At 52.3% G+C, this 26,705-nt stretch carries 37 protein-coding genes; 7 read left to right on the top strand and 30 right to left on the bottom strand.

What is annotated here, in order from left to right:
• The first annotated feature begins 31 nt into the window (after positions 1 to 31).
• Positions 32 to 226: a CsbD family protein gene (locus FFI90_RS07930; protein WP_144777405.1), complete on the top strand. Its 195-nt coding sequence runs from the start codon at positions 32 to 34 to the stop codon at positions 224 to 226.
• A 72-nt stretch (positions 227 to 298) separates the two neighbouring features.
• Here FFI90_RS07930 and FFI90_RS07925 read toward each other — a convergent pair whose 3' ends face one another.
• The gene (locus FFI90_RS07925) at positions 299 to 676 is read right to left on the bottom strand and encodes a nuclear transport factor 2 family protein (protein WP_144777404.1); all 378 of its coding nucleotides are present in this window, start codon (positions 674 to 676) and stop codon (positions 299 to 301) included.
• 232 nt (positions 677 to 908) lie between these two features.
• On the opposite strand from FFI90_RS07925, the gene rlmF reads away from it, so the two are divergent.
• Positions 909 to 1,841, top strand: a complete 933-nt coding sequence (gene rlmF, locus FFI90_RS07920) for a 23S rRNA (adenine(1618)-N(6))-methyltransferase RlmF (RefSeq protein WP_144777403.1) — start codon at positions 909 to 911, stop codon at positions 1,839 to 1,841.
• 420 nt (positions 1,842 to 2,261) lie between these two features.
• Here the strand turns inward: rlmF and FFI90_RS07910 are convergent, their stop codons facing one another.
• The 12 genes from FFI90_RS07910 to FFI90_RS07860 form a co-directional block, all read right to left on the bottom strand.
• On the bottom strand, positions 2,262 to 2,846 hold the full coding sequence (locus FFI90_RS07910; RefSeq protein ID WP_144777402.1) for a class I SAM-dependent methyltransferase: 585 nt from the start codon (positions 2,844 to 2,846) through the stop codon (positions 2,262 to 2,264).
• 44 nt (positions 2,847 to 2,890) lie between these two features.
• On the bottom strand, positions 2,891 to 3,160 hold the full coding sequence (gene brnA / locus FFI90_RS07905; RefSeq protein WP_144777401.1) for a type II toxin-antitoxin system BrnA family antitoxin: 270 nt from the start codon (positions 3,158 to 3,160) through the stop codon (positions 2,891 to 2,893).
• Positions 3,150 to 3,413: a BrnT family toxin gene (locus FFI90_RS07900; protein WP_144777400.1), complete on the bottom strand. Its 264-nt coding sequence runs from the start codon at positions 3,411 to 3,413 to the stop codon at positions 3,150 to 3,152. Before FFI90_RS07900 ends, brnA begins: the two co-directional genes overlap by 11 nt.
• Before the next feature lie 134 nt (positions 3,414 to 3,547).
• On the bottom strand, positions 3,548 to 3,916 hold the full coding sequence (locus tag FFI90_RS07895) for a VOC family protein (protein ID WP_144777399.1): 369 nt from the start codon (positions 3,914 to 3,916) through the stop codon (positions 3,548 to 3,550).
• A gap of 135 nt (positions 3,917 to 4,051) precedes the next feature.
• A complete protein-coding gene (locus tag FFI90_RS07890; RefSeq protein WP_144777398.1) occupies positions 4,052 to 4,669 on the bottom strand; it encodes a DUF2931 family protein in 618 nt (205 codons plus the stop codon).
• A complete protein-coding gene (locus FFI90_RS20320) occupies positions 4,659 to 5,246 on the bottom strand; it encodes a hypothetical protein (RefSeq protein ID WP_246123435.1) in 588 nt (195 codons plus the stop codon). Before FFI90_RS20320 ends, FFI90_RS07890 begins: the two co-directional genes overlap by 11 nt.
• A complete protein-coding gene (locus FFI90_RS07885; RefSeq protein WP_246123433.1) occupies positions 5,218 to 6,528 on the bottom strand; it encodes a phospholipase effector Tle1 domain-containing protein in 1,311 nt (436 codons plus the stop codon). Before FFI90_RS07885 ends, FFI90_RS20320 begins: the two co-directional genes overlap by 29 nt.
• Positions 6,529 to 6,686: 158 nt before the next feature.
• Complete coding sequence (locus FFI90_RS07880) at positions 6,687 to 6,986, bottom strand: helix-turn-helix domain-containing protein (protein ID WP_144777397.1); 300 nt, start codon at positions 6,984 to 6,986, stop codon at positions 6,687 to 6,689.
• Positions 6,979 to 7,293 (bottom strand): hypothetical protein, encoded by a 315-nt coding sequence (locus FFI90_RS07875; RefSeq protein ID WP_054641851.1) that lies wholly within the window; start codon positions 7,291 to 7,293, stop codon positions 6,979 to 6,981. The genes FFI90_RS07880 and FFI90_RS07875 overlap by 8 nt, the downstream gene beginning before the upstream one ends.
• Before the next feature lie 162 nt (positions 7,294 to 7,455).
• The gene (locus FFI90_RS07870; protein ID WP_144777396.1) at positions 7,456 to 8,091 is read right to left on the bottom strand and encodes a LysE family translocator; all 636 of its coding nucleotides are present in this window, start codon (positions 8,089 to 8,091) and stop codon (positions 7,456 to 7,458) included.
• A 125-nt stretch (positions 8,092 to 8,216) separates the two neighbouring features.
• Positions 8,217 to 8,747, bottom strand: coding sequence for a hypothetical protein (locus tag FFI90_RS07865; RefSeq protein ID WP_144777395.1), 531 nt, complete (start codon positions 8,745 to 8,747; stop codon positions 8,217 to 8,219).
• Between the two features lie 92 nt (positions 8,748 to 8,839).
• Entirely contained in the window at positions 8,840 to 9,358 is a 519-nt protein-coding gene (locus FFI90_RS07860; protein ID WP_144777394.1) for a hypothetical protein, read from the bottom strand.
• 531 nt (positions 9,359 to 9,889) lie between these two features.
• On the opposite strand from FFI90_RS07860, the gene FFI90_RS07855 reads away from it, so the two are divergent.
• A complete protein-coding gene (locus tag FFI90_RS07855; RefSeq protein ID WP_144777393.1) occupies positions 9,890 to 10,201 on the top strand; it encodes a BrnT family toxin in 312 nt (103 codons plus the stop codon).
• A complete protein-coding gene (locus tag FFI90_RS07850) occupies positions 10,176 to 10,448 on the top strand; it encodes a BrnA antitoxin family protein (protein WP_144777392.1) in 273 nt (90 codons plus the stop codon). The genes FFI90_RS07855 and FFI90_RS07850 overlap by 26 nt, the downstream gene beginning before the upstream one ends.
• 109 nt (positions 10,449 to 10,557) lie before the next feature.
• On the opposite strand, the gene FFI90_RS07845 is transcribed toward FFI90_RS07850, so the two are convergent.
• The 12 genes from FFI90_RS07845 to FFI90_RS07785 all read right to left on the bottom strand — a co-directional run bounded on the left by FFI90_RS07845 (position 10,558) and on the right by FFI90_RS07785 (position 17,436).
• Entirely contained in the window at positions 10,558 to 10,800 is a 243-nt protein-coding gene (locus tag FFI90_RS07845) for a hypothetical protein (protein WP_144777391.1), read from the bottom strand.
• Between the two features lie 83 nt (positions 10,801 to 10,883).
• Positions 10,884 to 11,363 (bottom strand): hypothetical protein, encoded by a 480-nt coding sequence (locus FFI90_RS07840; protein WP_144777390.1) that lies wholly within the window; start codon positions 11,361 to 11,363, stop codon positions 10,884 to 10,886.
• Positions 11,364 to 11,406: 43 nt separating this feature from the next.
• Positions 11,407 to 11,616, bottom strand: a complete 210-nt coding sequence (locus tag FFI90_RS07835; protein ID WP_144777389.1) for a hypothetical protein — start codon at positions 11,614 to 11,616, stop codon at positions 11,407 to 11,409.
• Positions 11,616 to 13,160, bottom strand: coding sequence for an IS66 family transposase (tnpC, locus tag FFI90_RS07830; protein ID WP_144777388.1), 1,545 nt, complete (start codon positions 13,158 to 13,160; stop codon positions 11,616 to 11,618). Before tnpC ends, FFI90_RS07835 begins: the two co-directional genes overlap by 1 nt.
• Positions 13,161 to 13,235: 75 nt before the next feature.
• Positions 13,236 to 13,571, bottom strand: coding sequence for an IS66 family insertion sequence element accessory protein TnpB (tnpB, locus tag FFI90_RS07825; RefSeq protein WP_186317941.1), 336 nt, complete (start codon positions 13,569 to 13,571; stop codon positions 13,236 to 13,238).
• Complete coding sequence (tnpA, locus tag FFI90_RS07820; RefSeq protein WP_144777386.1) at positions 13,568 to 13,945, bottom strand: IS66-like element accessory protein TnpA; 378 nt, start codon at positions 13,943 to 13,945, stop codon at positions 13,568 to 13,570. Before tnpA ends, tnpB begins: the two co-directional genes overlap by 4 nt.
• Before the next feature lie 67 nt (positions 13,946 to 14,012).
• On the bottom strand, positions 14,013 to 14,489 hold the full coding sequence (locus tag FFI90_RS07815; protein ID WP_144777385.1) for a hypothetical protein: 477 nt from the start codon (positions 14,487 to 14,489) through the stop codon (positions 14,013 to 14,015).
• A gap of 107 nt (positions 14,490 to 14,596) precedes the next feature.
• Positions 14,597 to 14,998, bottom strand: a complete 402-nt coding sequence (locus FFI90_RS07810; protein ID WP_144777384.1) for a GFA family protein — start codon at positions 14,996 to 14,998, stop codon at positions 14,597 to 14,599.
• A gap of 135 nt (positions 14,999 to 15,133) precedes the next feature.
• On the bottom strand, positions 15,134 to 15,421 hold the full coding sequence (locus FFI90_RS07805) for a helix-turn-helix domain-containing protein (protein WP_144777383.1): 288 nt from the start codon (positions 15,419 to 15,421) through the stop codon (positions 15,134 to 15,136).
• Between the two features lie 791 nt (positions 15,422 to 16,212).
• Positions 16,213 to 16,593 (bottom strand): hypothetical protein, encoded by a 381-nt coding sequence (locus FFI90_RS07795; protein WP_144777382.1) that lies wholly within the window; start codon positions 16,591 to 16,593, stop codon positions 16,213 to 16,215.
• A gap of 115 nt (positions 16,594 to 16,708) precedes the next feature.
• Complete coding sequence (locus tag FFI90_RS07790) at positions 16,709 to 17,086, bottom strand: DUF2513 domain-containing protein (protein ID WP_186317940.1); 378 nt, start codon at positions 17,084 to 17,086, stop codon at positions 16,709 to 16,711.
• A 119-nt stretch (positions 17,087 to 17,205) separates the two neighbouring features.
• Positions 17,206 to 17,436, bottom strand: coding sequence for a DUF6429 family protein (locus FFI90_RS07785; RefSeq protein WP_144777380.1), 231 nt, complete (start codon positions 17,434 to 17,436; stop codon positions 17,206 to 17,208).
• A 1,398-nt stretch (positions 17,437 to 18,834) separates the two neighbouring features.
• On the opposite strand from FFI90_RS07785, the gene FFI90_RS07780 reads away from it, so the two are divergent.
• On the top strand, positions 18,835 to 19,131 hold the full coding sequence (locus tag FFI90_RS07780; RefSeq protein ID WP_144777379.1) for a hypothetical protein: 297 nt from the start codon (positions 18,835 to 18,837) through the stop codon (positions 19,129 to 19,131).
• A 79-nt stretch (positions 19,132 to 19,210) separates the two neighbouring features.
• On the opposite strand, the gene FFI90_RS07775 is transcribed toward FFI90_RS07780, so the two are convergent.
• Both FFI90_RS07775 and FFI90_RS07770 read right to left on the bottom strand, forming a co-directional pair.
• Positions 19,211 to 19,576 carry a hypothetical protein gene (locus FFI90_RS07775; RefSeq protein WP_144777378.1) on the bottom strand — a complete coding sequence of 122 codons (366 nt, stop codon included), beginning with the start codon at positions 19,574 to 19,576 and terminating at the stop codon, positions 19,211 to 19,213.
• 88 nt (positions 19,577 to 19,664) lie between these two features.
• Positions 19,665 to 20,090 (bottom strand): GNAT family N-acetyltransferase, encoded by a 426-nt coding sequence (locus FFI90_RS07770; RefSeq protein WP_186317939.1) that lies wholly within the window; start codon positions 20,088 to 20,090, stop codon positions 19,665 to 19,667.
• A gap of 799 nt (positions 20,091 to 20,889) precedes the next feature.
• Between FFI90_RS07770 and FFI90_RS07765 the strand changes: the two genes are divergently transcribed.
• A complete protein-coding gene (locus FFI90_RS07765; RefSeq protein WP_144777376.1) occupies positions 20,890 to 21,876 on the top strand; it encodes an integron integrase in 987 nt (328 codons plus the stop codon).
• A gap of 5 nt (positions 21,877 to 21,881) precedes the next feature.
• Here the strand turns inward: FFI90_RS07765 and FFI90_RS07760 are convergent, their stop codons facing one another.
• Positions 21,882 to 21,977 (bottom strand): YrhK family protein, encoded by a 96-nt coding sequence (locus tag FFI90_RS07760; RefSeq protein ID WP_281288119.1) that lies wholly within the window; start codon positions 21,975 to 21,977, stop codon positions 21,882 to 21,884.
• A 210-nt stretch (positions 21,978 to 22,187) separates the two neighbouring features.
• On the opposite strand from FFI90_RS07760, the gene FFI90_RS07755 reads away from it, so the two are divergent.
• Positions 22,188 to 22,790 (top strand): cysteine hydrolase family protein, encoded by a 603-nt coding sequence (locus tag FFI90_RS07755; protein WP_144777375.1) that lies wholly within the window; start codon positions 22,188 to 22,190, stop codon positions 22,788 to 22,790.
• Between the two features lie 40 nt (positions 22,791 to 22,830).
• Here FFI90_RS07755 and FFI90_RS07750 read toward each other — a convergent pair whose 3' ends face one another.
• Positions 22,831 to 23,889 (bottom strand): ribonucleotide-diphosphate reductase subunit beta, encoded by a 1,059-nt coding sequence (locus FFI90_RS07750; protein ID WP_144777374.1) that lies wholly within the window; start codon positions 23,887 to 23,889, stop codon positions 22,831 to 22,833.
• A gap of 28 nt (positions 23,890 to 23,917) precedes the next feature.
• Entirely contained in the window at positions 23,918 to 26,686 is a 2,769-nt protein-coding gene (locus FFI90_RS07745; protein WP_144777373.1) for a ribonucleoside-diphosphate reductase subunit alpha, read from the bottom strand.
• Positions 26,687 to 26,705 lie beyond the last annotated feature (19 nt).

Raw genomic sequence — 26,705 nt, 5'->3', positions numbered from 1 at the left:
TGTGCCGCCGTGTCAAAGCGAGGAAATTGCGATGAATAACGACATCATCGAAGGCAACTGGAAGCAACTTAAAGGTAAAGTACGCGAGAATTGGGGCAAGTTAACAGACGACGATTTGGACGAAATCGCCGGCCGCCGCGACCACTTTATTGGTAAAGTCCAAGAGAAGTACGGCATGAAGAAAGACGAAGCTGAGAAAGAATGGGAAAAACTTTCCAACTTCTAGATTTTCACAGCCGTCAAAGTAAAAAACCGGCGCCCGCAGCAATGCGGGCGCCGGTTTTTTTTCAGCTGCCCTTCAGCTGACTGAAGGAAGATTGCCACCCAACATGTTTTCAACCACGGCAGCGTTGTAGAAAGCCTCAACCGTCTGAATTTTGTCGTCTCGAACACGAAACCAGAGTGCAAGCCGCACATCACCGATCGGTTCAAAGTTGGTCCGGTAATCCAGGATGGCGAACACGTGCTCTCCGTCCACACCGAGTTGACGGACAATCAAATCCTTTTGGATAGCCGCCATACCGAACTGGTAAGACATCATGTCGTCCCGGCTGAGGAACCGCATATTCGGCCCCACGTATTCAAACCCCTCTGCAACCAGCAAGGTCTTTGCCTCATCAAAACGCTGAGCATGAATATCTGCAATGAACTGCGCCACAAGGTTTTTCGGCTGCATGAATAAACTCCACTTCTAATACAGGGATAATTTGAACGACCGCAGTGAGCCAAAGCAGCGGCTCACTCGCACTAAAGGCTACTTCGAACAACCTGCTGCAGTTGTTGCCGCCTGCGTGTACGCTGATAATAGTCGTTTACGACCACTTCGGCACACGTTACTGGTGCTCACTGATACGACGGTGGCTCCGGCAAAAACACCAGTATGAACTTCAAACCTCGGGCACATTCCTGTGAGCACACACAATCGAAGTGAAAAACATCAAACCAGACCGGATCGCAAAGGCCTGCACCCGAGAAATCTGCACAAGCAGGGCTATGATCTCCCCTCCCTCGTGGAAAGTTACGCGCCACTTGCCCCACATGTGACAACAAATGCTCACGGCAATCTCTCCATAGCATTCGCAGATCCACTGGCAGTAAAAGCCCTGAACGCCGCACTATTAAAGCAATACTACAACATTAATGATTGGGATATTCCAGAAGGTGCGCTTTGCCCACCCATCCCGGGCAGAGCCGACTATATCCATTGGATAGCCGAACTGCCTGGGCTTGGTGAGCCCAAAATCACCCTGCTCGATATAGGAACCGGAGCAAACGGAATATATCCGCTACTGGCCTGCCAAATCTATGGTTGGCAATGTGTGGGTAGCGACATCAATACTCAATCGCTCGAGAATGTAGCTTCGATTATCGCCAACAACCCCTCTGTGAAAGGCCGTTTTACGCTGCGCACCCAACACGACAAAAATCGAATTTTTGACGGGATCATCCAGGCGGGAGAATTCTATGACGTCAGCGTGTGCAACCCACCCTTCCATGCCTCACAAGACGAAGCAGTGAGAGCCAGCCAGCTTAAACTCACCAAGCTTGCCCGTAATCGCGGTGAACAAAAACCAGCGTCCAGATCCCCCACTCTAAATTTCGGCGGCCTTGAAGCCGAGCTTTGGTGCAAGGGAGGTGAACGACTGTTCCTTAAAAAACTGATAAAAGAAAGCCAGATGTTTTCAACTCAATGCCGCTGGTTTACGAGTCTGGTTTCGAAAGTGGAGAACGTGAAGCCTGCGAAAAAAATGATTCGCAAGCTTGGCGCGATTGATATTCGAGAAATAGAAATGAAGCACGGAAACAAGATAACGAGAATATTGGCGTGGACTTTTATCTGAAGTTCACTCTGGCGCGGATTGTTATATCTTTGAATTAACGTAAGAACAGCCGTGCCCGGTTCAAAGACTTAAAGTTCGGTACCAAGCATGACGCTGAAAGGCTGACTCGCCAATATTGTCTTACCCAATTCGGACAGGTCGCTCATAATTCGCAAATCCTGCTGATATAACGCCTCGCATCAGCGCAGCGGAGGTAACCAGAACCGGCCACGCTTTTAGCGTCCAGTTGACTGCCTGGCTATTCACTGTTCGGACCCTGCTCAAAATATTGAGGTAGTGACGCCCATGACTGCACCCTCAACGCTAGTGACTACAATGTATTACAGCATAGTCGACAAAGGTGCGGCGAAAGGATTTAACGCTGGCAGCATGCGCGCCCTTGGCGTGGAGCCAAAGGCGCAAAGTAAAGTGCATGGCCGGTTAGGCATTTCTGGCGACGCCCATGAGTACATCCAGCGCGTTACCGTCACTTTGCAGAGAAAAGGGAACCGATGTGGAACACTCAGAAAATCCAGCCTCTGTCAGTGCCGATTTAATCTGTTGCTCTGTAAATCCATATCCTTCATCTCGCTCTCCTTTGAGCCAATCCCACTGCACCAAGCAACCACCTTTGTTAAGTAGTTGTTTCAAAAGCTTTAGCGCTTTTGCGTAATCGGGCACAAAGGCCAGTGCTGAGGAAGCTACGACAAGATCAAATTTTGGTGACAAGAGACTATTATCGTTGATCAGGTTTTGGTCTAGTTCTGATGCGATTGTTGCCACATTCTTCAGGCGCTTATTTTCGAGTACTGAAATCATCTTTTGCGAAGGGTCGAGAGCTACCACTGAGCTTGCTGTGTTAGACAACCTTTCGGTAAGCAAACCTGTGCCACAACCAAAATCAAGAATGCGACACCCCTCTAGCTCCACAGTATTTTTCAAGGCAAGGTAAGCATTATCGGCATAAGCAATGACGGCTTCATTGCTATCCCAACCAGCTGCGTATTCATCCCAACTTTCACTCATTCCAGAATATCCTCTCGCCTATCTAATTTTTGCCTAACGCTCCGCTAATGTGCGCCGCCTGCTGCGTCACCATTGAGCGGCTTGTTAGCAGATTCTGCTTGAAGGCGCTCAACGAGCCACACCTTGATGATTGATTGGCGGGTAACACCAACACGCGCGGCCTCACGATCCAACGACTCTACGACCCAGGCAGGAAAGTCCACATTGATTCGCTTTTGTTCCAGGTTGGAGCGACGGGCCGTGGACAGGTCAAGGTCTTCAATAATATCTTCCTGGCCTTCGTCGAATTTTTTATCGAAGTCTTTAGCCTTCATAGAGCTCAACCTCCTTCTTACGGGAACGCCTGACTGAAATCAGACGAATACGACCTTCCCTGTATGTGACGATAGCCGACCAATACCTTTCATCAATCTTACCTATCAGCGCGAACCTTGGACCATCTTCTGATTTCGCGCGAATTTCCAGCAGATACGGGTCTTTCCATAGCTCTTGGGCGGCGACGAAATCGATACCATGTTTGTTCAGATTGGCCTGACTTTTGGCTTCGTCGAATTCAAACTCTTCCATGAGTACAAATTATTCCTTTTTTACTCAGCCTTCAAGATTTGGAAGGCCTAGAGCAACTGCTAACGCCTGCATAAACGGCGGCTGAAAGCCATCCGGTGGAGGTCCATCGGGCCGGAACGAGCGTAATTGACTTGTTACGTGTCATCGCTGGTTGAAACCAAGTGAATGATATTCGATGGGCTAGATACCCAGAATGCTCTAAACCCATTCGGAAGCGACTCGATCTCATCCCTACGGTGACAGCCTTGCTCTTTAAGGTAATCAGAGGCTTTACCGATATCACTAGTAACGACTTCTAGCCATATTTCAGACTGACTCAAACCTGGCATGCAGTCTAGCCAAAGCACTTTGTCGCCAAATTCAAATTTGGGGGTGTCGTCCGCATTGCTTCCCGTAATTTCTTTGAATCGCAAGACTTCTCGGTAGAAACGGACGGTATTTTCGTACTCGTGCGCTGGGATTTTCATCGCTATGTTTTTGCCTGGCTCAAACTCTAAGTTCATGATCAGATCCTTAACTTGGGGAACACATTACGCCCGCCATCACCGGTGACAAAACTGGAGCGAAGCGGAGGGTTTGGCATCCGGTGCATGGCTTGGTTATGTGATGCCTGACTCCCAAGCTATCAGGACATGCATCTACCAGCCATCCAGTTTGATCCCATTTTCCCGGAGATATTCGCCTTCTTTTTCCAGATATTCATCTACCCATTGAGAATAGTCTGACTTCTCGTTGTTAAACGGCTTAGCTATGTAACGCCCAACCTCAATCGCATTCTCGCTCCGATTCATAATCCACACTACAACGGTCCCGCCCGGCGCCAGTCCAAAAACCAGGGCGTCCCGAGGGTATTCCGCTATCTCTCCAAAGCTCTCAAAAGGTGCAATTTCCTTCATCTTTTCTTCGATTTCGTCAGCGTTTTTCAGGTGAATCAGAGCTTCATAGGATTGCTGTTCGGCAAAGGAAAACCACTTGATCAACACCAGCTCTGGCATAGCTTGCCACTCAGCATGCTTCCCCGACGACTCTCTCCAGCAACAAGTGATTACACCAATTGGAGCTCTCCAGCCAATGTCTTCGGAACGAGATTCAAAAATCAACGTATTGACCCACGCATCGTAATGCTGGGGTACCACAACAGCGATACTTCTATACGTGGACTCAGGACCATTCTGAGGCCCTTCGGAACCTACTTGTTCCGAACACCCCAGAAGCACCAAAACATAGATGCTGACCGCTAGATGTTTAATACTCATGATATTGGCCCTCAATCCACTGTCCTCTATTTGGATGCACGGCGCGTTTGCCGTATTTGGCTGGTTTAAAGGGATAAAGCGGCCCAAGCCTCAAGTAATGATCCGAATGGTGAATGTATCGTTGCTTAAGCAACGCCCGGGATTCTGGGGTCACCAGTAGGTCGCTGCCATGCCAGACATGGGCCGCCAGATTTCTGGCAACGGTCATTAATTCTTGCGGTATTGAGAGGCCTTCTACTTCTGGGTTTATGGACTGGAAGGGCACACCCGCGTCGACCGCCAGCTTGTGCATCAGGTACAGCGGAATCCGGGAGTATTCGCCCCGAACCTCCCGGTCCAGCCAAAGACGTAGCGTAATGTCACCGCCGGGCAAACCGGGTGGACGCTCCTGCTCAATCTCCAGTGTGGCCAGCGGATTCAGTGACCCAATCCAGCACTCACTTTTAATCAGTGCCCGCTCCTGCAACATGCGCGAAAATTCGAAGCTCGCTTGCGGATTGCGGCGGTCTTTCCCTTTGACCACCAACGGTGGATGGACTTCGACCCGTTCATGAAAACGATCCGAGTAACCCCCCACCGATATCGGAATGAGCCCCCGGCAACACCCACTCGCTGAAATGGTCCGGCAGGTTGCCGGACTCACCCCGCAGGCTGTTCAGTGAAAAATTGTGGCGACGCTCATCCCGCGCCGCAAACTGGACAACCCTTTCAGCATTTTCCGGTCTCAGGTTGACGTTAATGCGTCCGGCTTCTGAATCATGTGCAGAGAAGTCCAGATTGCCAAGATCGGCAATTCCCGCAACGGTATCGAACAGGCCCAGAAAGCGAACGGTGATCTTCTTCGGCCATGGAAAACCCGCTTGCTTGAAGGCTTTGGCCAAAGCCCTGTTTTCATCGTTTACCTCCCGGCTAATAAAGTGTCGGGCGGTAGCAGCTCCACGACTAAAGCCAAACACATCGAGAACCAATTCATCGATTCGATCAGTAACGTTACGTTTTAGTTGAAAGAGAAAGTAACTGCAGCCTTCGTCAATTTTTTTGAGTATCCCTTGCTCACCAAGACCAAGCCCCATGCTAGGGCTGTCGTCTGATTCGCCGGACTTTGTACCTACACCTGAAACGTAGGTTGAAATGCGGTGAACTTGTTCCCATTCGTCACCCTGGAGTTGGCCCTGCTGATACATACGCTGCAGCTTGGAAACATTGGTTTCAGTGTTGAGGTAACTACCCTCCATAATCTGCGACACTTCACTACTGCAATCTTCTTCTGACATGGCCCCGGCAGCATTTGCCGTCAGGCATTCATCTACTTGCTTTTGATAGGCTTGAGTGTTGTTTCGGTTGTTACCTGTGCCATCAAAAAAGAATCCTGCCTCTACCCGGACTTTGGAACGCGCCTCTTCTTCGGGCGAGTCATTCTGGGATTCGTCAGGCAAGCCTTCGTCAATTAGCGCTCCTTTCTGCGCCGCTTTGCGCACAAACTCCTGTGGATCTTTGTCCAGCAACTCTTTGGCGGCCGGAGTAAGCTGGCCTTTATCATCCAGTGCGCCAGCCATGGCGAAGTCCACAACCGGTGCGGTAGTGGTGGCAACGCCCAAAATCACTCGCTGATTACCGCTGACAATGGAGCCGCCATGGCTGCTGGGGCTACCAAGAAAGGCTACCGGCATACCATCGGCCAGCGCCAGCGGGTAACCTTGAGTAATAACCGCACCACAGCCGGTGACATCACCAACGCGAGCAATAGGTTTACCTTCAACAAGGATGTTGGAGCCGTTGGGCATGATGGGGGAGGAGCCGTGCCCTTTGATCGGGCAAACGTGCATATCGCCGACGCAGGCGGCAATGAGATTGCTCATGGTCAGAGTTCCTTTCTGTGATGAGTAGCGTCCTGGCTACCCGTGGTTAAGCGTTGTCCAAAGCCCGCAAGCGTAACATGGTTGGCACCACATAACGCTTGGCTTTGCGGCGTGCCGGAGCGGAGCGCAGCGTAGGCACGTCCGACAACAGCCGCTTGTTAACCCCGTAACTCAAGGCCCTCCCGAATAACCTCGGGATGGCGGGAAGCAATCTCGATGAGTGCTTTTGCTGGGCCAGAGGGTTCACGTCGACCTTGCTCCCATTCCTGCAACGTACGCGCAGAGATATGCAATACCTCAGCAAACTCTATCTGGGTGAGGCCCGTTTTACCTCGTGCTTGCGCTACCTCATTAGGTTCTACACGACTGGTTCGTGCAGCTTTACCCGCTTTCATTTCTTGGACGGATTGGAGCAGCTTGTTACCAAGCTCCTCAGCACTAAGTGTCTCGTTACTCATTTTCCAATACCTCACGAATCGACTTCAGGATATGAGCGGGTATGTTGCCCCTGACGGCTTTTTTGTAGATCACCAATAACCAGATCTCACCATTTGCCAGTTTGGTGAAGTAAATGACTCGCACCCCACCACGCTTCCCTGAACCCGCTACCGACCAACGAACCTTTCTACATCCGCCGCTACCCGGAATGGGGTCGCCAATTTCCGGACTTGCCGCAAGCCAGGCAAAGAAAGCACTTCGCTCTTCCTCAGTCCAGATTTTTCTGGCATCCGCTTCAAATGTAGGGGTTTCGATGATAGTAAACATGACAATCAATATACGTCATTGACGGAGTATTGCAAAGTGATGGCCACAAGGGTTAACGCCCGCCATCACCGGTGACAAAACCGTAGCGAAGCGGAGGTTTTGGCATCCGGTGCATGGCCTGGTTATGTAGTTAAGGCAAAACGGCACCACCGCTCACCGATATTATCTCGTACTAGCAGCAAGGCGCGCGCCCAAGGCGACGAACAGAGCCCCAAGGCCTCGGTCCATCCATAAGCCAACTCGCCGATTTTGCCTCAAGAATGCTCCTAACTTTGACCCCGCCAAAACCAAAGGTGGCTCTATGAAAGCCGCCACGACAATGATCAACGTTCCATGCAAGAACAGCTGAGCACTCGCAGGACCAGCGCCCTCGACGACAAACTGCGGCAAGAAGGCAAGGAAGAATATGGCTACTTTCGGGTTAAGTGCAGATACAAGGACTCCTTGCCAATAGATCGAACGCATCCGTTGATTGCTACCGCCCTCGTTGGATATAAACGAGTCACCACGCGACATCAGCATTTTTATACCAAGCCAGACTAGATACGCAGCACCTACCCACTTAACAACAGAAAATGCTAAGGCGGAAGTCGCAAGGATTGCGGAAAGACCCACCGCTGCCATTACTACATGCAACCCTGCACCGGTCCATATACCAATCATCGCAGCGAACCCATGTCGACGTCCGTTGCGCAAGGTCTGTCCTAGAATGAACGCGATATCTGGGCCGGGGGACAAGTTCAGAAGAGCCGCCGCAGCAAGAAATGTCATCCAGTGGACTATAGTGTACTCAAACATTGCGAAACCCCTTTATTCTCATTCTTGGCAACCGCCGCGCAGTAACTACATAACGCTTGCAGCATGCGCGCCCACGAAATGGAGCCGAAGGCGCAATGTAGTGGGCGTCGCCGTGCCTGCACTGGTTATGCGAGGTCACCGGTAGCCTCATAATCCGGAAGGAGCTCCCAGTTATCCTCAAACTCAGCGATATCATTGATGTTTAGAATCGCTTGCGGTGAAGCACCGCCTCCAGGGCGACGATAACCGTGCTTCTCCATAAAGGCTGAATAACGCGCGACGATTTTCTTCTGTATATCCGACTCCTTGCAGATGAAAAACCTAGCACGGCTTGTCCCTGAGTCACTCAACCGGACTAAAATCCAGATCAAGTTCGGATGCTTGCGGAGTATCAAGTTGCCAACGGTCTGCCGATTATCTTCATCGACACTGTGGCTGCACCATTTATCGATTGTAGATTGAACAAGCGCGCCTTTGGTGCTCGTTTTTACCTGAATAGGAAAGGAATTGAGTGTTTCGGAATGCACAGCAGTGACGTCAAATCCGGGTACGTTTCCGGAATAAGGAGAAGCGTAGTAACCCAGCGTTCCAAGTACCGCTGACACTAGGTGCTCTCCGACTTGTCCTGTTAATTTGTTCGATACCCCTGATGCCATACTCTCAATCAATCCTTAGCGCATAACGCGGAGCGCAGCGGCGGCCCGCCAGGGACGTCCGGCGGCCATCGGCCGCAAACTGGCGCGAATTGTTAGTTGCGGTCCAATCTAAGACTCACTGTTTGAACCTGATCGGTTGCAGCATTCCGAAAGGAAAAAGAGCCATAAAGACCAAGCCCGTTACTAATTAGCTTCATGAAAAAGTAAGCTTGGCTAAACATCTTTTTATCTTTGGATTTACAGTACAGTGCGATATAACCCTCCCAATACTCTCCTTCAACGTCATAATCTAAGTTGAACCTTCGGTCTGTACCCTCAAAAGAAAATTGAAGGGAACCGCTAATTCGATGGGCACTTTGGCGAAGAATCAGAGAAAAGGTGCTAGAACCTATGCCCTCAACCTCGTCAGCATCTTGAGTGTCAGGATTGAAATCAGTTGGTAGCTCTTTAACCTTGGCATACCAACTGCCGGCAATGTCCGCTCCCTGGTACCTTAAAGCCGCATACCACGGGGCGATTACTCTTAACCAGAGGCCTTTAGCCGAGAATATCAGCATAGCGGTAAATATACCTGCTACCACACCTGTTGCTATTTCTACCTGAAATTGCATGACTTCCCTTTTCAACTAACGCCTTGGCTTTGCGGCGCACCGGAGCGCCAGCGTAGGAGCGTCCGACAACAGCCGATTGTTAAGATGCCGGCCCCTGAATTTGTAGCCAACCTTGGTGTTCGCAGTAGGTGGCGAAGTCTTGGTAGTTTTCATTGATCCACATTTCATCAGGGTGATCATGAAAGCCTAGGATTCCAACATCCCCATCCCGAACTTCTAGATTGGTACAGTTGCGAATGCCCTTTTGGGTAAGCCTACCTCGCTCGGAGAAGTCGGCAACCACACCATTATCCATTACCACGCTTGGCTCAGACGCGACCTCTATCGCGTACAAGCAAATACTGCGATAGTTTTTGGGGAGCACAGGAATGAGCCTGAATGATTCTCTCCGCTTCCAGAACATGTTGCCTCTTAACGCCTGCAGCATGCGCGCCCTTGAAATGGAGCCGAAGGCGCAATGTAAAGGGCGTCGCCGTGCCTGCATTGGTTAGCACTTGTTGACGCCTGCGTATATGCTGATAATATACTTTTATGATCAATTGGGCACAAGTTACTGGCTTTGACTGGGACGAAGGCAACTCCCGAAAGAACGAGGAGAAGCATGGCGTCAGCCAGTCCGAAGCGGAAGAAATTTTCTTTAATGAGCCGCTTCTGGTGCTGGAAGACTCCAAACACAGCCAGGCTGAGGCCCGTTTTCATGCCCTTGGTGAAACCGATGATGAGAGATTACTCCACATCACGTTCACACTGAGGCAGAACGGCACGCTGATTCGGGTGATTTCAGCTCGCAACATGCACCGAAAAGAGAGGGCTGTTTATGAGCAAACTAAAAAAGATGCCTGAGTTCAAAACTGAAGCAGAAGAGCGGGAGTTTTGGGAAACCCACGATTCCACCGACTACCTGGACTGGAGTCAGGCCAAGCCGGCTTCGTTCCCGAAACTGAAACCCTCTACCAAGACGATCTCACTCCGGTTGCCGGAAACCCTGCTTGATCGGATCAAAATCGAAGCCAACAAACGGGATATGCCCTATCAATCGCTGATCAAGGCTTGGCTTTCGGATGATGTGAACGACAGCCGTCGGACTTGAGGTGCTAACGCTGATGGTAACCGGCACCGGAGCGCAGCGGAGGGAACCAAAAGCGGCACGCTTTTGGCGTCCGGTTGACCGCTTGGTTATGTGATTGATTCACAGGGGTTCACGAGTCGATGCCAATTAAAGAATCAATGCCCTCATCCCTGATAGTCGCTTTGGCCTCGTCCAGAGCTCCCACATCAGTATCGAATTCGTCATCCCAAACGGTGGAGTTACCGAACTCATCCACCACTTCGAGAATCCAGCCGCCAGTGTCACCACGGTAGATGTCCACTTTGACCGTTTTCCCGTCAGCCGTCAGTTCCTGGCAAAGGGGACTCATCTCGACTTCAAAATCATCTTCCATTCACTATCTCCGAGGTGGAATCTTTGTGCACATAACGCTTGCAGCAGGGGCGCGACGTCAGGAGCGTCCCTTGCCTGCACTGGTTATATGCATCGGTCGATCACATTGATCAACTCTTCGTGGATTGCAATTCGAAATTGCCCCCGAACTCTCTCGATGAGCACTCCCACGATAATAACCGCAATAGCGAATAGAAATCCTTTGGGAGGACTGGAAAAGTGCTCTGAAAAAACAGTATTCAGAGAGCTCAAACCGAGCACTGAGATCGCGCTAACAAAGATTAGAATAAAATTACTACGCTCTGAAATTTTTGAGTTGGTGTTTTTGAGAGCCAGCATGTAATCGTTTAGCTCACTCTTCGTTACAGCGTTTTTACTGAGAAGCTCAGACAGCCACGCCACACCGTACCGAGCGATACTCGTTTCGCGCTCTATAAATCTCAACCAGTATCCCTCTGATCCTACCAGCCGATAGAAAAAACCGAATAGCGTAAAAAAATTTCGGTCAACATGCTCACTTCGTTCTTTTAAATAGGACTGTTTAAACTCTTTGAAATTTCTCATGTCTCAGATTCATTCATATAACGCAAGTAGCAGGGGCGCGACGTCAGGAGCGTCCCTTGCCTACACTTGTTAAGTTTTCCATGATTCTCTCCAGACCAAGTTCAATGTTAATTTTTGCCTGGTTGAAGTTTTTAATGTAGCTGCTATTTCGCTCTAACCGATCGATTCTCACTAAGCCTTTGTTTCCAATATTTTCTTGCGCCAAATCTTTAATTTTCGCAATCAGGTCGTTCTTTTGTAAGCGTCCGGCCATCACACCTTGTCAGGTATAGCCGGCTTCCAGTTGTGGGGCAACAGTTCGTGGATGGCGTTGTTCTTCTGCGTCGGCAGTCGGGTCAGCACATCCTTCAGATAGGCATACGGATCGTGCCCGTTCAGCTTGGCTGACTGGATCAGAGTCATCACGGCAGCCGCACGCTGACCACTGCGCAGCGATCCCGCGAACAGCCAGTTGGAGCGGCCCAGCGCCCACGGCCGGATCTGGTTTTCCACCCAGTTGTTGTCGATGGGCACAGCACCATCGTTCAGGTAGCGCGTCAGCGCTTCCCAACGTTTGAGGCTGTAATCCAGGGCTTTGGCCGAGCCGGAGCCATCCGGCACTTTCTGGCGATGCGCCAGCATCCACTGATGCAGTGCATCGGCAAGCGGTTTGGCTTTGATTTGCCGGATTTCCTGCCGTTTATCCGGCGGTAGATCTTTGGTGTCCCGTTCGATCTCGTAAAGTCCGCCAATGTATTCCAGCGCCTTGGCCGCCAGTTCGCTCTTGTTGGCCTCATGCAAGTCGTAGAACTTGCGCCGGGCGTGGGCCATACAGCCGATTTCGGTGATGCCGTTGCCGAACCCGGCCTTGTAACCGGCGTAGTCGTCACAGACCAGTTTGCCCTGCCAGTCGCCCAGGAAGGCGCGGGCATGCTCACCCGCCCGGCTTGGGGCGAAGTCGTAAACGGTGGCTTTCAGATCCGAGAACGGTGTGGTGCAGTAGGCCCAGACGTAGGCCTTATGGGTTTTCTTCTTGCCCGGGGCCAGCATGCTGACCGGCGTTTCATCGGCATGCAGAACGTCGTGTTCCAGTAAGGCGTTTCTCAGCGCATCCACCAGGGGCTGCAACTGCACGCCGCAGGCACCCACCCATTCGGCCAGAGTGGGGCGTGGGATTTCGAGACCGGCACGGCCGAAGATGCGTTCCTGGCGGTACAGCGGCAGATGGTCGGCGTACTTGGCCACCAGTACCTGTGCCAGCAGACCGGCAGTGGGGATCCCCTTGTCGATCACCTGCGGTGGGACCGGTGCCTGGATCAGGGTTTCGCAGCTGTCGCAGGCCCACTTGCCCCGGATGTGGCGCTCCACGGTGAACTCACCCGGCACGTAATCCAGCTTCTCGCTGACGTCTTCGCCAATACGCTGGAGCTGGCAACCGCACTGGCAGTGGGTGTTTTCCGGTTCGTGGTGGATCAGGGTCCGGGGCAGTTCAGGTGGCAGCGGGGTGCGCTTGGGCTTTTGCTTTGGCCGGGCTGCTTTCTGCTCCTCGGTCATCGCCTGTTCAAGCTCGGCTTCGATCGCCGCCAAGTCACTGTCGATCAGTTCGTCCAGCAGTTTCCCCTGAACCGCATTGAGTTGCTCACTGCGGCGGGCGTACTTGTGACGCTTTAGGATGGCCACTTCGTGGGTCAGCTTCTCGATGACCGCATCACGGTGCACCAGGGCACGCTCCTTATTCTCGACACGATCGAACAGTTCCGTGGCCAGAGCACGGAGCTGATCGGCAGAGAGTTGGTCGAGATTGGGGCGCTGAGTCATGCCCGTTAGTATGCCAAGCCCATGTACTGCAAGCGATTCGCGGTTCTGGCTATAGCAGTACTACGGCACTTATGGTTACAGGATGGAGATGACGCCGTCAGCGCCAATGCGCTGCCAGGGCAGTCCCTGAACGAGGGCAGACAACTGTTCCTCAGTCAGGCGTAATTGGTCACCGCGCCAGGCTTCGCCCCAGTGGAACTTGCCCCGGTTCAACCGGCGGGCACAGAGCCAGATGCCCAGGCCATCATGGATCAGCACCTTCATCCGGTTACCCCGTTTGTTGGCGAACAGGTAGGCGCAGTGGGGCCTGGCTGAACCAAACACCTGAATCACCCGAGCCAGGGCCTTGTCAGGCCCGGCTCGCATGTCCAGCGGTTCGGTGGCCAGCCAGATCTCATCGATACGAATCATCCCAGCAGGTCCCGCAACAGGGCAGCACATTGGTGTGCCTGCTCCGCTGGCCACTCCACCACAACTGAGCCACCGGCGCGGGGAATCTCGATACGGATGGTGCTACGCTTATTCGAAGCTGATTGGTTGCCAGATGCAGAAGATGCTGCCGGCAAGTTGACCGGCACGAACCCCGCTGTTTTCGAGGGTACTTTATCCGCTCGGTGCGCCTCACTGATCCAGCGCCGAACCATGTTGGCGTTGAGGCCGTTATCCAGAGAGATTCGGGAGACGGATGCGCCTGGCTCTTGGCACTGGGCAACAATCCCGGCTTTGAATTCCCGGGAAAACCGGCGACGGCGTTGATAGGGCTTGGTTACGCTTAATTCGTTCATGTTAAGTGTCCACTAGAAAATAAGTGGACACTATCCTGACGGCGGCAGCGCCTGACTCAAGATGAGATCACCGGACGGTTACGTTCTTTTTATCTCTGTAAAAATCGAGTTCTTTTCTTAGTTCATTTTTGAAATACAGCGAAAGCATCATCTCTACATTGTGACTTGTGGTTACAACATCTTCTGACGCATCCATAGCTACCACTCTGAAGTTGTGGCTTAGTAGCCCCATTTCCCGTTCCAACTCAAGGTACAGATATTCGACCTTCTCGCGCTTGATACGGAACACTTCCCTTTGTTCGAGATATTTATGGGAAATTTCCTCTTCGATTCTTTTGACTGCCTTTGTTTGCTCTTCAAGATCTTCGAGAGCCCGCTGGAAATCGGCTCGCATGGCTGAATTCTGGGCTCTAGTACTCAAATATGAACCGCCCCACGAGCTAATAGCTGCGACTAACGCGACGACTAGCAAACAAAAAAACAAAAACCATTGATCTCCCCAGTAGGATTGATCGATCACCAATTTCGCTATTTCTTCTGCCATTAGACTGTTATCCAAAGTTCCACCTGAAACTTAACGCTTGGCTTTGCGGCGTGCCGAAGCGCAGCGTAGGTGCGTCCGCCAACAGCCTCTGGTTATGTGATAGGAGCTCAATCTGGCAGTTCCTCGAACTCCGGCACTTTCCCTAACTCCCCATCCCAAGCAGCTTTGCTGGATAAAAATATATGCGCTGTTGGCGCCATAGAGACTTCAGTGTCCAAGCACCCTGCGGGAACGATGAGCAAGCCGGGGACCTGAGTGTTTGGCAATGCTGAGCCACACAACTTACAAAAGCTTTTATTATGACGAGTGCCTGGAAGCGTAAAGGAAGTCACAGCATCTGCACCCGACCGCCACACCAATTTAGCTGACTGGGAGAATAGATTTGCCGCATGAGCCGAACCCGTATCTTTTTGGCAATGCTGACAATGACACAGGTAAAAGCTATCGAAGTCACCTTTTACCTCAAAGTTCACGGTGCCACACAGACAAGAACCGAAATGATCAGTCATCAGAACCTCTCCCATGGCCTTTGGATGAAGTACACATAACGCTTAGGTAACCGGCACCGGAGCGCCAGCGAAGGGAACCAAAAGCAGAAAGCTTTTGGTGTCCGGTTGACCGTCTGGTTACACCTTGCGACTTACTCAGTGCAGTTGGCTAAAAACTTCCGGATGTTGTTCTGCGATGCGCAACAGTGCAACTGCTGAGCCTTGTGGTTCTCTACGCCCTTGCTCCCAATCCTGTAGAGTGCGCACACTGACCCCCATGAGACCCGCAAAGGCAGACTGAGACATTTTTAGTTTCAGCCGAATAACCTGCGGCGCTGAGGGCTCAGACAACTCTTGAGTTCGCAGCGCCAGATTGCCCTTTTTGAACTGTTTGATTTCATCAAGCCCAGCAAGGATTTCCGCACCAAGATTTCTATCACTCATTTTTGATGGCCTCCGCTATCTGCTTGAGCATGTGCCCAGGAATCGAGGCACGCTCAGATTTACTGTACAACGTCAGCATTCATACTTCGTGGTCAGACTTCTTCCAATAATAAATTGCTCGAATGCCGCCACTCTTGCCCGATCCGACTGGCGCCCAGCGAACCTTCCGAACACCACCAGACCCTTTGATGAGATCGCCTGCATCAGGCTTCTGCAAAAGGTATGTTTGGAGCCCACGATATTCTTCGTCCGTGAGGTAGCTCGGCAACAACTTGGTGAATGTTGAGGTTTCAATGAATAGCATAGCCAAAATATACGGCAATGCCGTACAAATCTCAAGATTAGGTTAGCGAGGTGTAACGCCAGCAATAAACGGCGCCCTGAAAAGGGCGTCCGGTGGAGGCCCATCGGGCCGGAACAAATTTAATTGCCTTGTTATATTTTTTCACGCGCTTCACTCACAAACATCACGGCCGAAACAACAGCGCCCAACATAGGTATTGCCGCTACTGCTTTGTTCCCAAATGCAGCGCAAAGAGGCGCGACAAGCAGACCGAGTTGTGTGCCGCTTGGGCCGCAATCTGAAGAACCAGTGAATAGCGAGTATGCCCACCAAAAACAAACGACTACTGCCGCTCCGAAAGCACTGCACGCTATGATTTTCTTTTTCAGCTTCCGCTTACTGGGCTTCGTGGCCATAGATAGAGTACTTTGAAACATAACGCTTTTGTTCAGCGGCGGCCCGTCAGGGAAGTCCGGTGGAGGGCCTTTGGGCCCGGAACGCACTGCAACTATTGGTTAGATGTTGCCTGATCATAGTATCGAAGTAACAACCGCTCCTTTCTGCCACCGAATACATAGAAAATACAAAAAACGCAGAGGACGCCTGCTCCGGTGAGCGATTGAGCTAACAGTGAACCGTTACGAACTCCCAATGCATGCGAAATGTCGAGAAGCGATTCGATGTTAGAAATATCGGATTTTTCAACCAAACGTCCTTCGGCCAAAAACATTCGGGCTTCAAGACGCTCATCTACCGAATTCTGGAGAGCTTGGTGTCCCAGATAAGATGCGACGGCGACGATGAGTGATATGACGATACCAACAACACCAATCACCTTACGGCGAGCGTGATACTTCCTGATCCGGTCTATGTATTGATCATCTGTCACACTTGGTACTTCCATCTAACGCCGAGCTTAGCGGCGACCTTGTAATGAAGGCGAAGCCGCAATGAAAAGGGCGTCCGGCGGCCATCGGCCGCGTACTACAGCGACTTGTTAAGCACTACACCTCCAGCCCGAGTTTTTCTCGGACCGCATGCTTGGCAATTGCCATGATTAGCTCAATAGACAACGTACCGCCCACCTTTGCCAAAGACCCTTTAGTTTTGGACCAAATCTCAGGATCTCTAATCGTGTCTAGGTATTCGTAACCATCCCAAGTAATGCTGCGAATATAGCAGGTAGGTGGGCTCTGAGGGTTTAGCTCCTTGCTTATCGTTGCTCGAATAAAGCCTGCTTCGTCCAAAAGACGAATATGCTCTGAAACCTCCCACTCTTGACCAGAATCACACTCTACATCAGCGTTTGAAAACTGCTCCAAAGGCTTGGCGCGTTCACAAGCGAGAAGGATATTTCGGATGATCTCCGGGTTTCTTTTCACACTCACTCCTTGTGCTTAACGCTGATGGTAACCGGCGCCGGAGCGCAGCGTAGGGAACCAAAAGCGATAAGCTTTTGGCGTCCGGTTGACCGCTTGGTTAAAAGGCCTGCCATCCAAGTTCAAGAGCCCTTGGTGAAAAGTTTCTGGAACAGACGCTCTGACTCTTTTAGACCGCCCTCTGTGAACAGGACAGACTTAGCCTTACCAACCGGGTTCTCAATGAGACCCTTTTCATGAAGCCTATTCATGGCATCCCAATCAAAGGATTTCCACGCCCGACCGCCATCATGCAAAGTCAGGTATAGCAAAGCCAATACGGCCTCATCGATTTTCTCTTCATCAATCTCCATGGCTCATCCTCTGGTGATGTGCCCTTTTAACGCGAAGCTAAGCGGTGCCCTGACAAGGGCATCCGGTGGACGGCCCTCGGGCCGGGAACGCACTTGAGCGACTGGTTAGCTGGGGGTAACTGTGAAGACCATTCCCTGGCAACCAACGCGACGGCCTGCTCCACTGCCCTTGCACCAACACCCGCCGATGCACCGCTATAAAACCACCGCCAACGATGCGGTGAATGAACCTGAACTTCAGATTAGCAGATCTAATATGAATTATCGGCGGACAGCCCCGCAAGGCCAATAACGATTTTCAAACCAACACCAGAGAGCGATTGAGCTGCCAACGACCCGCCGAATGTGCGGGCCTTGGCAAAGCCACCAAAACATTCGGATGCACTACCCACTTTCGGCCAAGGCCACTGGCACCAAACCACCAAAAAAGGACAAAGCACTACCAGCTAACGAAATATGTTCACGTGCCGGAGCGAAGCGCAGGTCGCGTGCAACGTGTTGTTAAACGGAACGTCCAGAAAGACTGTCATATTGCTCTTAGTCACAGGCCACTCCATACCTGGAAGACACCCCTAGAAACGTCTCAGGCCAATCGTCAGCGCGGGAAATCAAGACGAGAAGGCACTCAACAAAGGCGACCACGATCGCGGATTGATCGGCTTTCCCTCAAGAGCCAGAGCAGACGCATCAAGCCGCGACTTATGCGTCTGCTCTGGCTCTTGAGGGTAGCAAGGAGAGCGCTCAACAGCGATCCGCATTATTTGTTTTCTTGCACTGGATTCCAGACGTAAAATGATACTGTTTACATATACAGTGCTTTGACGATAACCTACGGTGAAACGGCAAGAAAACCTTTGCAATCAACCCACCGCTTTAACGAAATATGTTCACGTGCCGGAGCGAAGCGCAGGTCGCGTGCAACGTGTTGTTAAACGGAACGTCCAGAAAGACTGTCATATTGCTCTTAGTCACAGGCCACTCCATACCTGGAAGACACCCCTAGAAACGTCTCAGGCCAATCGTCAGCGCGGGAAATCAAGACGAGAAGGCACTCAACAAAGGCGACCACGATCGCGGATTGATCGGCTTTCCCTCAAGAGCCAGAGCAGACGCATCAAGCCGCGACTTATGCGTCTGCTCTGGCTCTTGAGGGTAGCAAGGAGAGCGCTCAACAGCGATCCGCATTATTTGTTTTCTTGCACTGGATTCCAGACGTAAAATGATACTGTTTACATATACAGTGCTTTGACGATAACCTACGGTGAAACGGCAAGAAAACCTTTGCAATCAACCCACCGCTTTAACGCTGAGCTTAGCGGCGCCACGTCAGTGGCGTCCGGTGGACGGCCCTCGGGCCGGGAACGTACTACAGCGACTGGTTAGAAGCCGGTTCACCCGATGGTTTCCAGTCCGCTCCGCAACTCCCATGCGAACACCAAAGAACCCCCCGCACCAACTCGCGGCCAGACACCGATACAAACCACCAACCTATCCCGCTTACTCGAAACTTTCGGCGAACAGCCCCACAACTTGGGCACGCTGCCGATTACCCGAAAGAAATCAAACCTGGCGTCCAAACTGGACGACAAAGTTGCCGGCCTTGGCAACGACGCGAAACCAGAAACTACCACCCAATTTGATGCCAAGGCCCATTCACCCAACCACAACGAAAATGACCAGAGCCTTGGCTTTTAACGCCGCTAAGCACGCGCGGTTGCGGAATGGAGGCGAAGCCGCAATGCAGTAACCGTCGCCGTGACTTGCATGGTTATATTCACTTGAGGCCACCCCAGTCGAACGGATTAAACTGAACGCCTTTGGGAGGCTTTGGAGCACGCTTGCCCTCAAGGATAGCTCTCAAACACCGTGCAAAATCATTTTCCTGCTCAGAGTGATACTCAAGTATTACTCCGTTCGGTCCGACTCGAGCCATTCCATCGAAAGATACTTGGGCATCACGTTCGTTCTCTTTGACACATCGATCCAAATCCTCGAGAAAATTGTCCATAAACCAATAACCAAACTTCTTGTCATATTCTGGACTGAGACCGGCGGGTGGGACCTCCAATTGAGCCGAATCCATTTTGGCTGCCACGACACTCGAGTAAAAAAATAGAACTATTAAAAGAACCCGTGCCACACAAACCTCCCTGTAGAAATATAACGCTGAAGCACAGCGGCGGCTGAAAGCCGTCCGGTGGCCGGAGGCCACGTACTGCTGCGCCTTGTTATAAATCGAACTCAAAAACCTGTTGCTGCTTCAATAACTTGAAACCTTGCGCTTGGTAAAAGTTATGGGTGGCAGCACGCTTCGAATTGCTGCGAACCCGGACGGCAACCCCGATTGACTTGGCCCAGGCGACAGCTTCCGCCACTAACTTAGAACCAATTCCTTCACTCCGGTATTGCTCATCAACTATGAGGCCAGCTATTTCAATAAATGGTGCCACTCCAACTCGCACCGCCAAATATGCATGTAGCCAACCAACAACCCCATCGCCTAAATCCGCTACCCATATCCGATGGCCGTCTGAGTTTAAGAGCAGGCCCAGCGCATCGCCAGATTGATGCTTTGATTCAGCGGCAGGCGTCAGCACATGCGCTAGACGCTCGATTTCATGCTTATCTACCAACACTGCCGGCCTGATGTTCACAAGTTCCCCGGAAAGGATTTATAACGAAATATGTTCACGTGCCGGAGCGAAGCGCAGGTCGCGTGCAACGTGTTGTTAAACGGAACGTCCAGAAAGACTGTCATATTGCTCTTAGTCACAGGCCACTCCATATCTGGAAGACACCCCTAGAAACGTCTCAGGCCATTCGTCAGCGCGGGCAATCAAGACGAGAAGGCACTCAACAAAGGCGACCACGATCGCGGATTGATCGGCTTTCCCTCAAGAGCCAGAGCAGACGCATCAAGCCGCGACTTATGCGTCTGCTCTGGCTCTTGAGGGTAGCAAGGAGAGCGCTCAACAGCGATCCGCATTATTTGTTTTCTTGCACTGGATTCCAGACGTAAAATGATACTGTTTACATATACAGTGCTTTGACGATAACCTACGGTGAAACGGCAAGAAAACCTTTGCAATCAACCCACCGCTTTAACAGCTAATTATACGAACGCGTTCGCATATCACCCATTCGTAAAACTCCATTCAAACGCGCTCAAGAAAACAAAAATTTATCCAGTAAACCAACCTCATGAGCACTCAACACCACGGCTACCGCCAGAGTTATACGCCCTCTTTTGAGCCACTCCCGCTCCCGCCATGGGCGTATAATTCCGCCCTTCCTGTTTCAACTTTCAAACCCTATCAGATAGTTACCTTCTTTTCCCTAGAGAGTTCTGGAGTTTTGCGAACACGTTCGTATAACTCCGCTAATCATCAGCCTCTTGACTTTGGCCGCAACCGATATACTGTATATAAAAACAGTACTAAAGGATGAGTGGATATGGATATCCCTACCCCGATACCAGCACAACCAACCCGTTTTTTGGACAAAGTTCGGGCTTTTATACGCTTGCGAGGCATGGCGTATAAAACAGAGAAAACCTACCTGTTCTGGATTAAACGCTTTATCCGCTTCCATAGCCTCCAGCATCCTGAAGTTTTGGGCTCTAAAGAAGTCGAGGCATTTTTGTCTCATTTGGTTTTGCAGGTAAACGCAAGCGCCTCTACCCAGAGAGTCGCATTGAACGCACTGGTATTTTTATATCGGGAATTTCTGGGCCAACCTCTGGATGACCTGAACTTCGAGCACTCCAGAAAGCCAGTTAAGCTTCCAACCGTATTTAGTGCGGAAGAAGCCAGATCCGTTATTCGCAACCTGAGCGGAGACTACAAGCTTGTTTCCATGCTCCTCTACGGCTCTGGTCTACGTATCAACGAAGCCCTACGCCTAAGGGTTAAAGATGTTGATTTTGATATGCAGCAATTGATTGTTCGAAGCGGCAAAGGCGCTAAAGATCGCATTACGCTGCTACCGGACCGCCTCGTCGAGCCGTTAAAACAACAGATCGATTCAGCGCTGCACCAGCATCAGGCGGATCTTTTGAAAGGATCTGGCTCTGTATACCTTCCGGCGGGCCTCGCACGCAAATATCCGAATGCCAGTCAGGAGCCTGGCTGGCAGTATATTTTCCCTGCACTGGAGCTTTCACGGGATCCCCGTTCAGGCATTCGCAGACGACATCATTTACTCGACCGAACAGTTCAAAAGCATTTTCGTCGCGCTATCCAGGCCGCCGGAATCCGCAAGCTTGCTGGCAGTCATACCTTTCGCCACAGTTTTGCCACGCGTCTGCTGGAGGCCGGCTATGATCTTCGCACCATTCAGAAACTCCTTGGCCACTCAGACCTACGCACCACAGAAATCTACACACATGTTGTTCGCAAAGGTGGTTTTGGTGTTCGCAGTCCGGTTGACGAGGGTTTCTAACTTTCCTAATTGCTGGCAGGAATTCGCTGTATATGGATGTGGCTGACGAGCCGAATGGTCGGGCGAATCAGGAACTGAAAGCTGCCCACCAGAAACCAGATAGAGACAAAATACTGCGTTATTGGGCCAGTGCTTAGGTATTACTACTCGCGTCGCAGGCAATTCGCCCGTTATGTTGATTCTTTTGCCACCAGAGGCCTGATAGCGTACATGTATTTGAGCCATTGAGGCTCGGCTCCTGAAGCCTGTTATTCACAGCAATCCGGTTCAAAGCAATGCTTGGAAGGGTTGCCACTGTTAAAGGATACATCATGAGTGATCTGACAACCCTGAGGGACATCGTAGGCTTGGGCAACACTGCCAGCCCAATCAGCGAATCCGCCCTGGTGATTATCGATGCCCAGAATACCTATCGGGAGGGCGTGATGAAGCTCGATGGAGTGGAGCCTGCGCTGGAAGAGTGCAAGGCTCTGCTGCAACGTTTCCGTGCCGCAGGCCGCCCGGTTTTTCATATTCAGCACGACGCTGGGGCCGGCTCACCTTATGACCTCAATGCCCCTATTGGCAAAATTGCCGACGTGGTGGCTCCTGTAGAGGGCGAGCCGGTTATCACCAAGAACTTCCCCAATTCCTTTGCACAGACAGATCTGGATCAGCAATTGACGCAAGCCGGGATCAAAAACCTGATTCTGACCGGGTTCATGTCTCACATGTGTGTGAATTCCACTGCGCGTGGTGCTTTTACGCTGGGGTACAACCCCACAGTGGTCGCATCCGCTACAGCTACCCGCGATTTACCCTCTAAGGCTTCCGGTAAAACCGTGCCATCGGAGCAAGTGCAGGAAGCCGCCTTGGCTGCGCTGTCGGACTTGCCATCCGCCGTGGTTCCGTCCACGGCAGACGTGCCAGACTGACCTGGTTATCCCTGTAAGTGAACAGACCGGAGGCGCAGTCTTACCACTCCAGCTGAGCTCCGGTCTGGTACTCAATCACCCGCGTTTCAAAGAAGTTCTTTTCCTTCCGCATGGTCGCCTGCTCGTCTAACCAAGGCGAGACGTTCTTCGCCCCCGGGAACGGCTCTTCCAACCCTACGGTACGGGCACGGCGGTTGGCTACGAAGCGGAACTGCTCCGTGTGGTATTCGGCGGAGTAGCCCAGGATGGGGTCGCGCAGTATGTAGTTGGCGTAATCACGCTCGGCGGCTTCGGATTCATCCCACATCTCACGCACGGCTTTGGGGTCGAAGCTGATGTTTTCTTCTTCCAGGATCTGGTTAACCACTTTCAGGCCGAAAGCGAAGTGCATGGCTTCGTCGCGCAGTATGTACTGGAACTGTTCGCCAGTGCCGCGCATCAGGCCACGGCGCTGCAGGGCGAAGATGGGGCTGAAGCCGTTGTAGAACCAGCAGCCTTCAAACACGGCAGCGAAAAACAGGTAAGACATGATGAATTCCTGCAAATCGTCCTTGTTGCGCAGGTTCAGGTCGGAGCGCATGGCGGCATCCAGGCGGCGGTTGGCCATCTGGATTTTGGCGTTAATCTGCGGCACTACGCGGTAACGGTTGTAGATTTCGCTCTGGTCCAGGTTGAGGGTTTCAATGCAGTGCTGGTAAGTCCAGGTGTGCAGGGCTTCTTCGTACACCTGGCGAGCCTGGTAAATCTGCAGTTCTGGCGCAGTCATCTTTTCCATTACCGCCAGACCGATGTTGCGCATGGCCAGTATGTCGGAGGTGGTCAGGTAGGCCACCACGTTTTCGAATACGTGCTTTTCCGCCGGGTTCAGGCGGTGGTGGTAGTCGTGAACGTCTTGCGCCATGTTCACGTCCAGCGGAGTCCAGTGGTTTTTGTTGGCGTTCATGAAGAACTCCCAGGCCCAGGGGTACTTGAACGGAGCCAGCTGGTTTACGTCGGTTTCGCCGTTGATCACGCGCTTGTCGTCAACGTTCACCGGGGCCACGCTGCTGTTCGCAGCGGGCGTGCTTTGTGGTTTGGTTTCATCATCCCAATTCAGCATGGTTGTGCCTCTCAAAATTAGTAAGTGGTTACTGACATGCTTCGCAGTCGGGTTCGTCGATGCTGCACACCTGTGGCTGTGGTGCGGCAACCGGGGCGGCTTGTTCGTTCACGCCGGTGGCACCGAGTGAGCGCAGGTAGTAGGTAGTTTTCAGGCCACGTTCCCAAGCCAACTGGTACAGCTCATCCAGCTTTTTACCGCTGGGCTCTGCCATGTACAGGTTCAGGCTCTGAGCTTGGTCCAGCCACTTCTGGCGACGGGAGGCAGCTTCCACCAGCCAACGGGCGTCTATTTCGAACGCCGTGGCGTAGCGGGACTTCAGTTCGGTTGGTATGCGCTCAATTTGCTGCACGCTGCCGTCGTAGTATTTGAGGTCGTTCACCATCACGTTGTCCCACAGGCCTTCGGCCTTGAGATCGCGCACCAGTGAGGGATTCACTACGGTGAACTCGCCAGAGAGGTTCGATTTCACGAACAGGTTCTGATACGCCGGTTCGATGGATTGCGACACGCCCACAATGTTGGAAATGGTGGCGGTCGGTGCAATGGCCATCACGTTGCTGTTGCGCATGCCGTGTTTGGCGATGAGTTCGCGCACCGGCGCCCAGTCCAGGCGGCTTTCGGTGTTCACGCTGATATCGCCTTCCCGGCGGGCATTTTTCAACAGTTCGATGGAATCAATTGGCAGTATGCCTTGGCTCCAAAGCGAACCTTCGTAGCTTTCATAGGCGCCGCGCTCTGCCGCCAGTTCCACCGAGGCGCGAATGGCGAAATAACTCAGCTGTTCCATGGCCAGATCTGCAAATTCCACCGCTTGCGGGCTGGTGTATGGCAGGCGCAGTGCGTAAAGCGCATCCTGAAAGCCCATCAGGCCCAGACCAACCGGGCGATGTTTCAGGTTGGAGTTACGTGCCTGGGGCACGGCGTAAAAGTTGATATCGATAACGTTATCGAGCATGCGCACCGCTGTGTTTACGGTGCGTTCAAGGCGCTGTACATCCAGTTCGCCGTTGGTGATGTGGGCGGCCAGATTTACCGAACCCAAGTTGCACACGGCAATTTCATCGGCGCTGGTGTTCAGGGTGATTTCAGTGCACAGGTTAGAGCTGTGCACCACGCCTCTGTGCTGCTGCGGCGAGCGCAGATTGCACGGATCCTTGAAAGTGATCCATGGGTGGCCGGTTTCAAACAACACGGTCAGCATTTTGCGCCACAACTGTTTGGCCGGAAGGGTTTTGAACAGCGTGATTTTGCCTTCGGCGGCGAGCGCTTCGTAGTGTTCGTAACGCTCGCGGAAGGCGTTGCCGTAGAGGTCGTGCAGATCCGGCACATCGCTGGGGCTGAACAGAGTCCAGTCGCGATCCTGGCGCATGCGCTCAATCAGCAAGTCCGGCACCCAGTTGGCGGTGTTCATGTCGTGGGTGCGGCGGCGCTCGTCGCCGGTGTTTTTACGCAACTCCAGAAATTCTTCGATATCCAGGTGCCAGCTTTCCAGATAGGCACACACCGCGCCTTTGCGTTTACCGCCCTGATTAACGGCGACAGCGGTGTCGTTCACTACTTTCAAAAACGGTACTACGCCCTGGCTCTGGCCGTTGGTGCCTTTGATGCGGGAGCCCAGTGCGCGCACGGGTGTCCAGTCGTTACCCAGGCCGCCAGCCCACTTGGATAGCATCGCGTTATCACGAATAGAACCATAAATATCTTCCAGGTCGTCGCCCACGGTGGTCAGATAGCAGGACGACAACTGGGAGTGGCGTGTGCCGCTGTTAAACAATGTGGGCGTGGAAGCCATGTAGTCGAAGGACGACAGCAAGTTGTAGAACTCTATGGCACGGCTGTTAGGGTTGTCTTCACGCAGGGCCAGGCCCATGGCCACGCGCATGAAAAACACCTGCGGCAGCTCCAGGCGGTCTTCTTTCCAGTGCAGGAAGTAGCGGTCGTAAAGGGTTTGCAGGCCGAGGAAGCCAAACTGCAGGTCACGCTCGGGTTTCAGGGCAGCGCCCAGGCGTTCCATGTCGAAAGCAGCCATGGCTTCATCCAGCAATTCATAACGGATGCCAGCGCTGATGAAGGTGCTCAGCGCTTGTGGATACACCTCGGCCAGGGCCAAGCTGGTATCAAGCTTGAGCGCGGTGACGCTCTCAAGGCGTAGTTGTTCAAGCAGCAGGCGGGCGGTGACGGCGCTGTAGTCCGGTTCGCGCTCGATGCGGCCTCGGGCGGTCATGATCAGTGCGCTCAGCACTTCGGATTCGTCGATGCCGTTGTACAGGTTGCGAATGGCTTCCTCTACAAGAGAATCGCCGTCGATGCCTTCCAGCCCGAATGCCGCATTGTCGACTTGTTGCTTCATCAGGCCCAGGTCCAGCGGTGCGGTACGGCCGCCAGCCAGCTTTACGGTGAGGTGAGGATGAGCTTCTACTGGCTCATGCAGCGCACGCTCGCGGGCGTGTTCTTCACGGTAGAGTACGTAAGCACGGGCCACTTTCTGTTCTTCGGCACGCATCAGGGCCAGCTCTACCTGGTCTTGAATGTCTTCGATGTGTACCCGACCTCCGGCTTTAAGGCGGCGGCTTATGGCCTGCACCACTTGCTCGGTTACCCGGTGAACCGCATCGTTTATTCGAGCCGAACCTGCGGCATGATCGCCTTCAACAGCAAGAAAAGCTTTGGTAACTGCGACGCTGATTTTCGATGGGGTAAAACTGACCAGGTTACCATTGCGTTTGATAACCTGAAGAGCTTCTGCGCTGGATGGCGATGAAGGCCGGGGTTCGGCCAGGGCTGTCTCAGACATGCGGTTTTCTCCTGAATAC

The organism is Marinobacter maritimus, from assembly GCF_007671675.1.
GTDB lineage: Bacteria > Pseudomonadota > Gammaproteobacteria > Pseudomonadales > Oleiphilaceae > Marinobacter > Marinobacter maritimus.
Note: the sequence above shows the minus strand (reverse complement) of the source record. Positions and strands in the feature narration are given on the sequence as shown.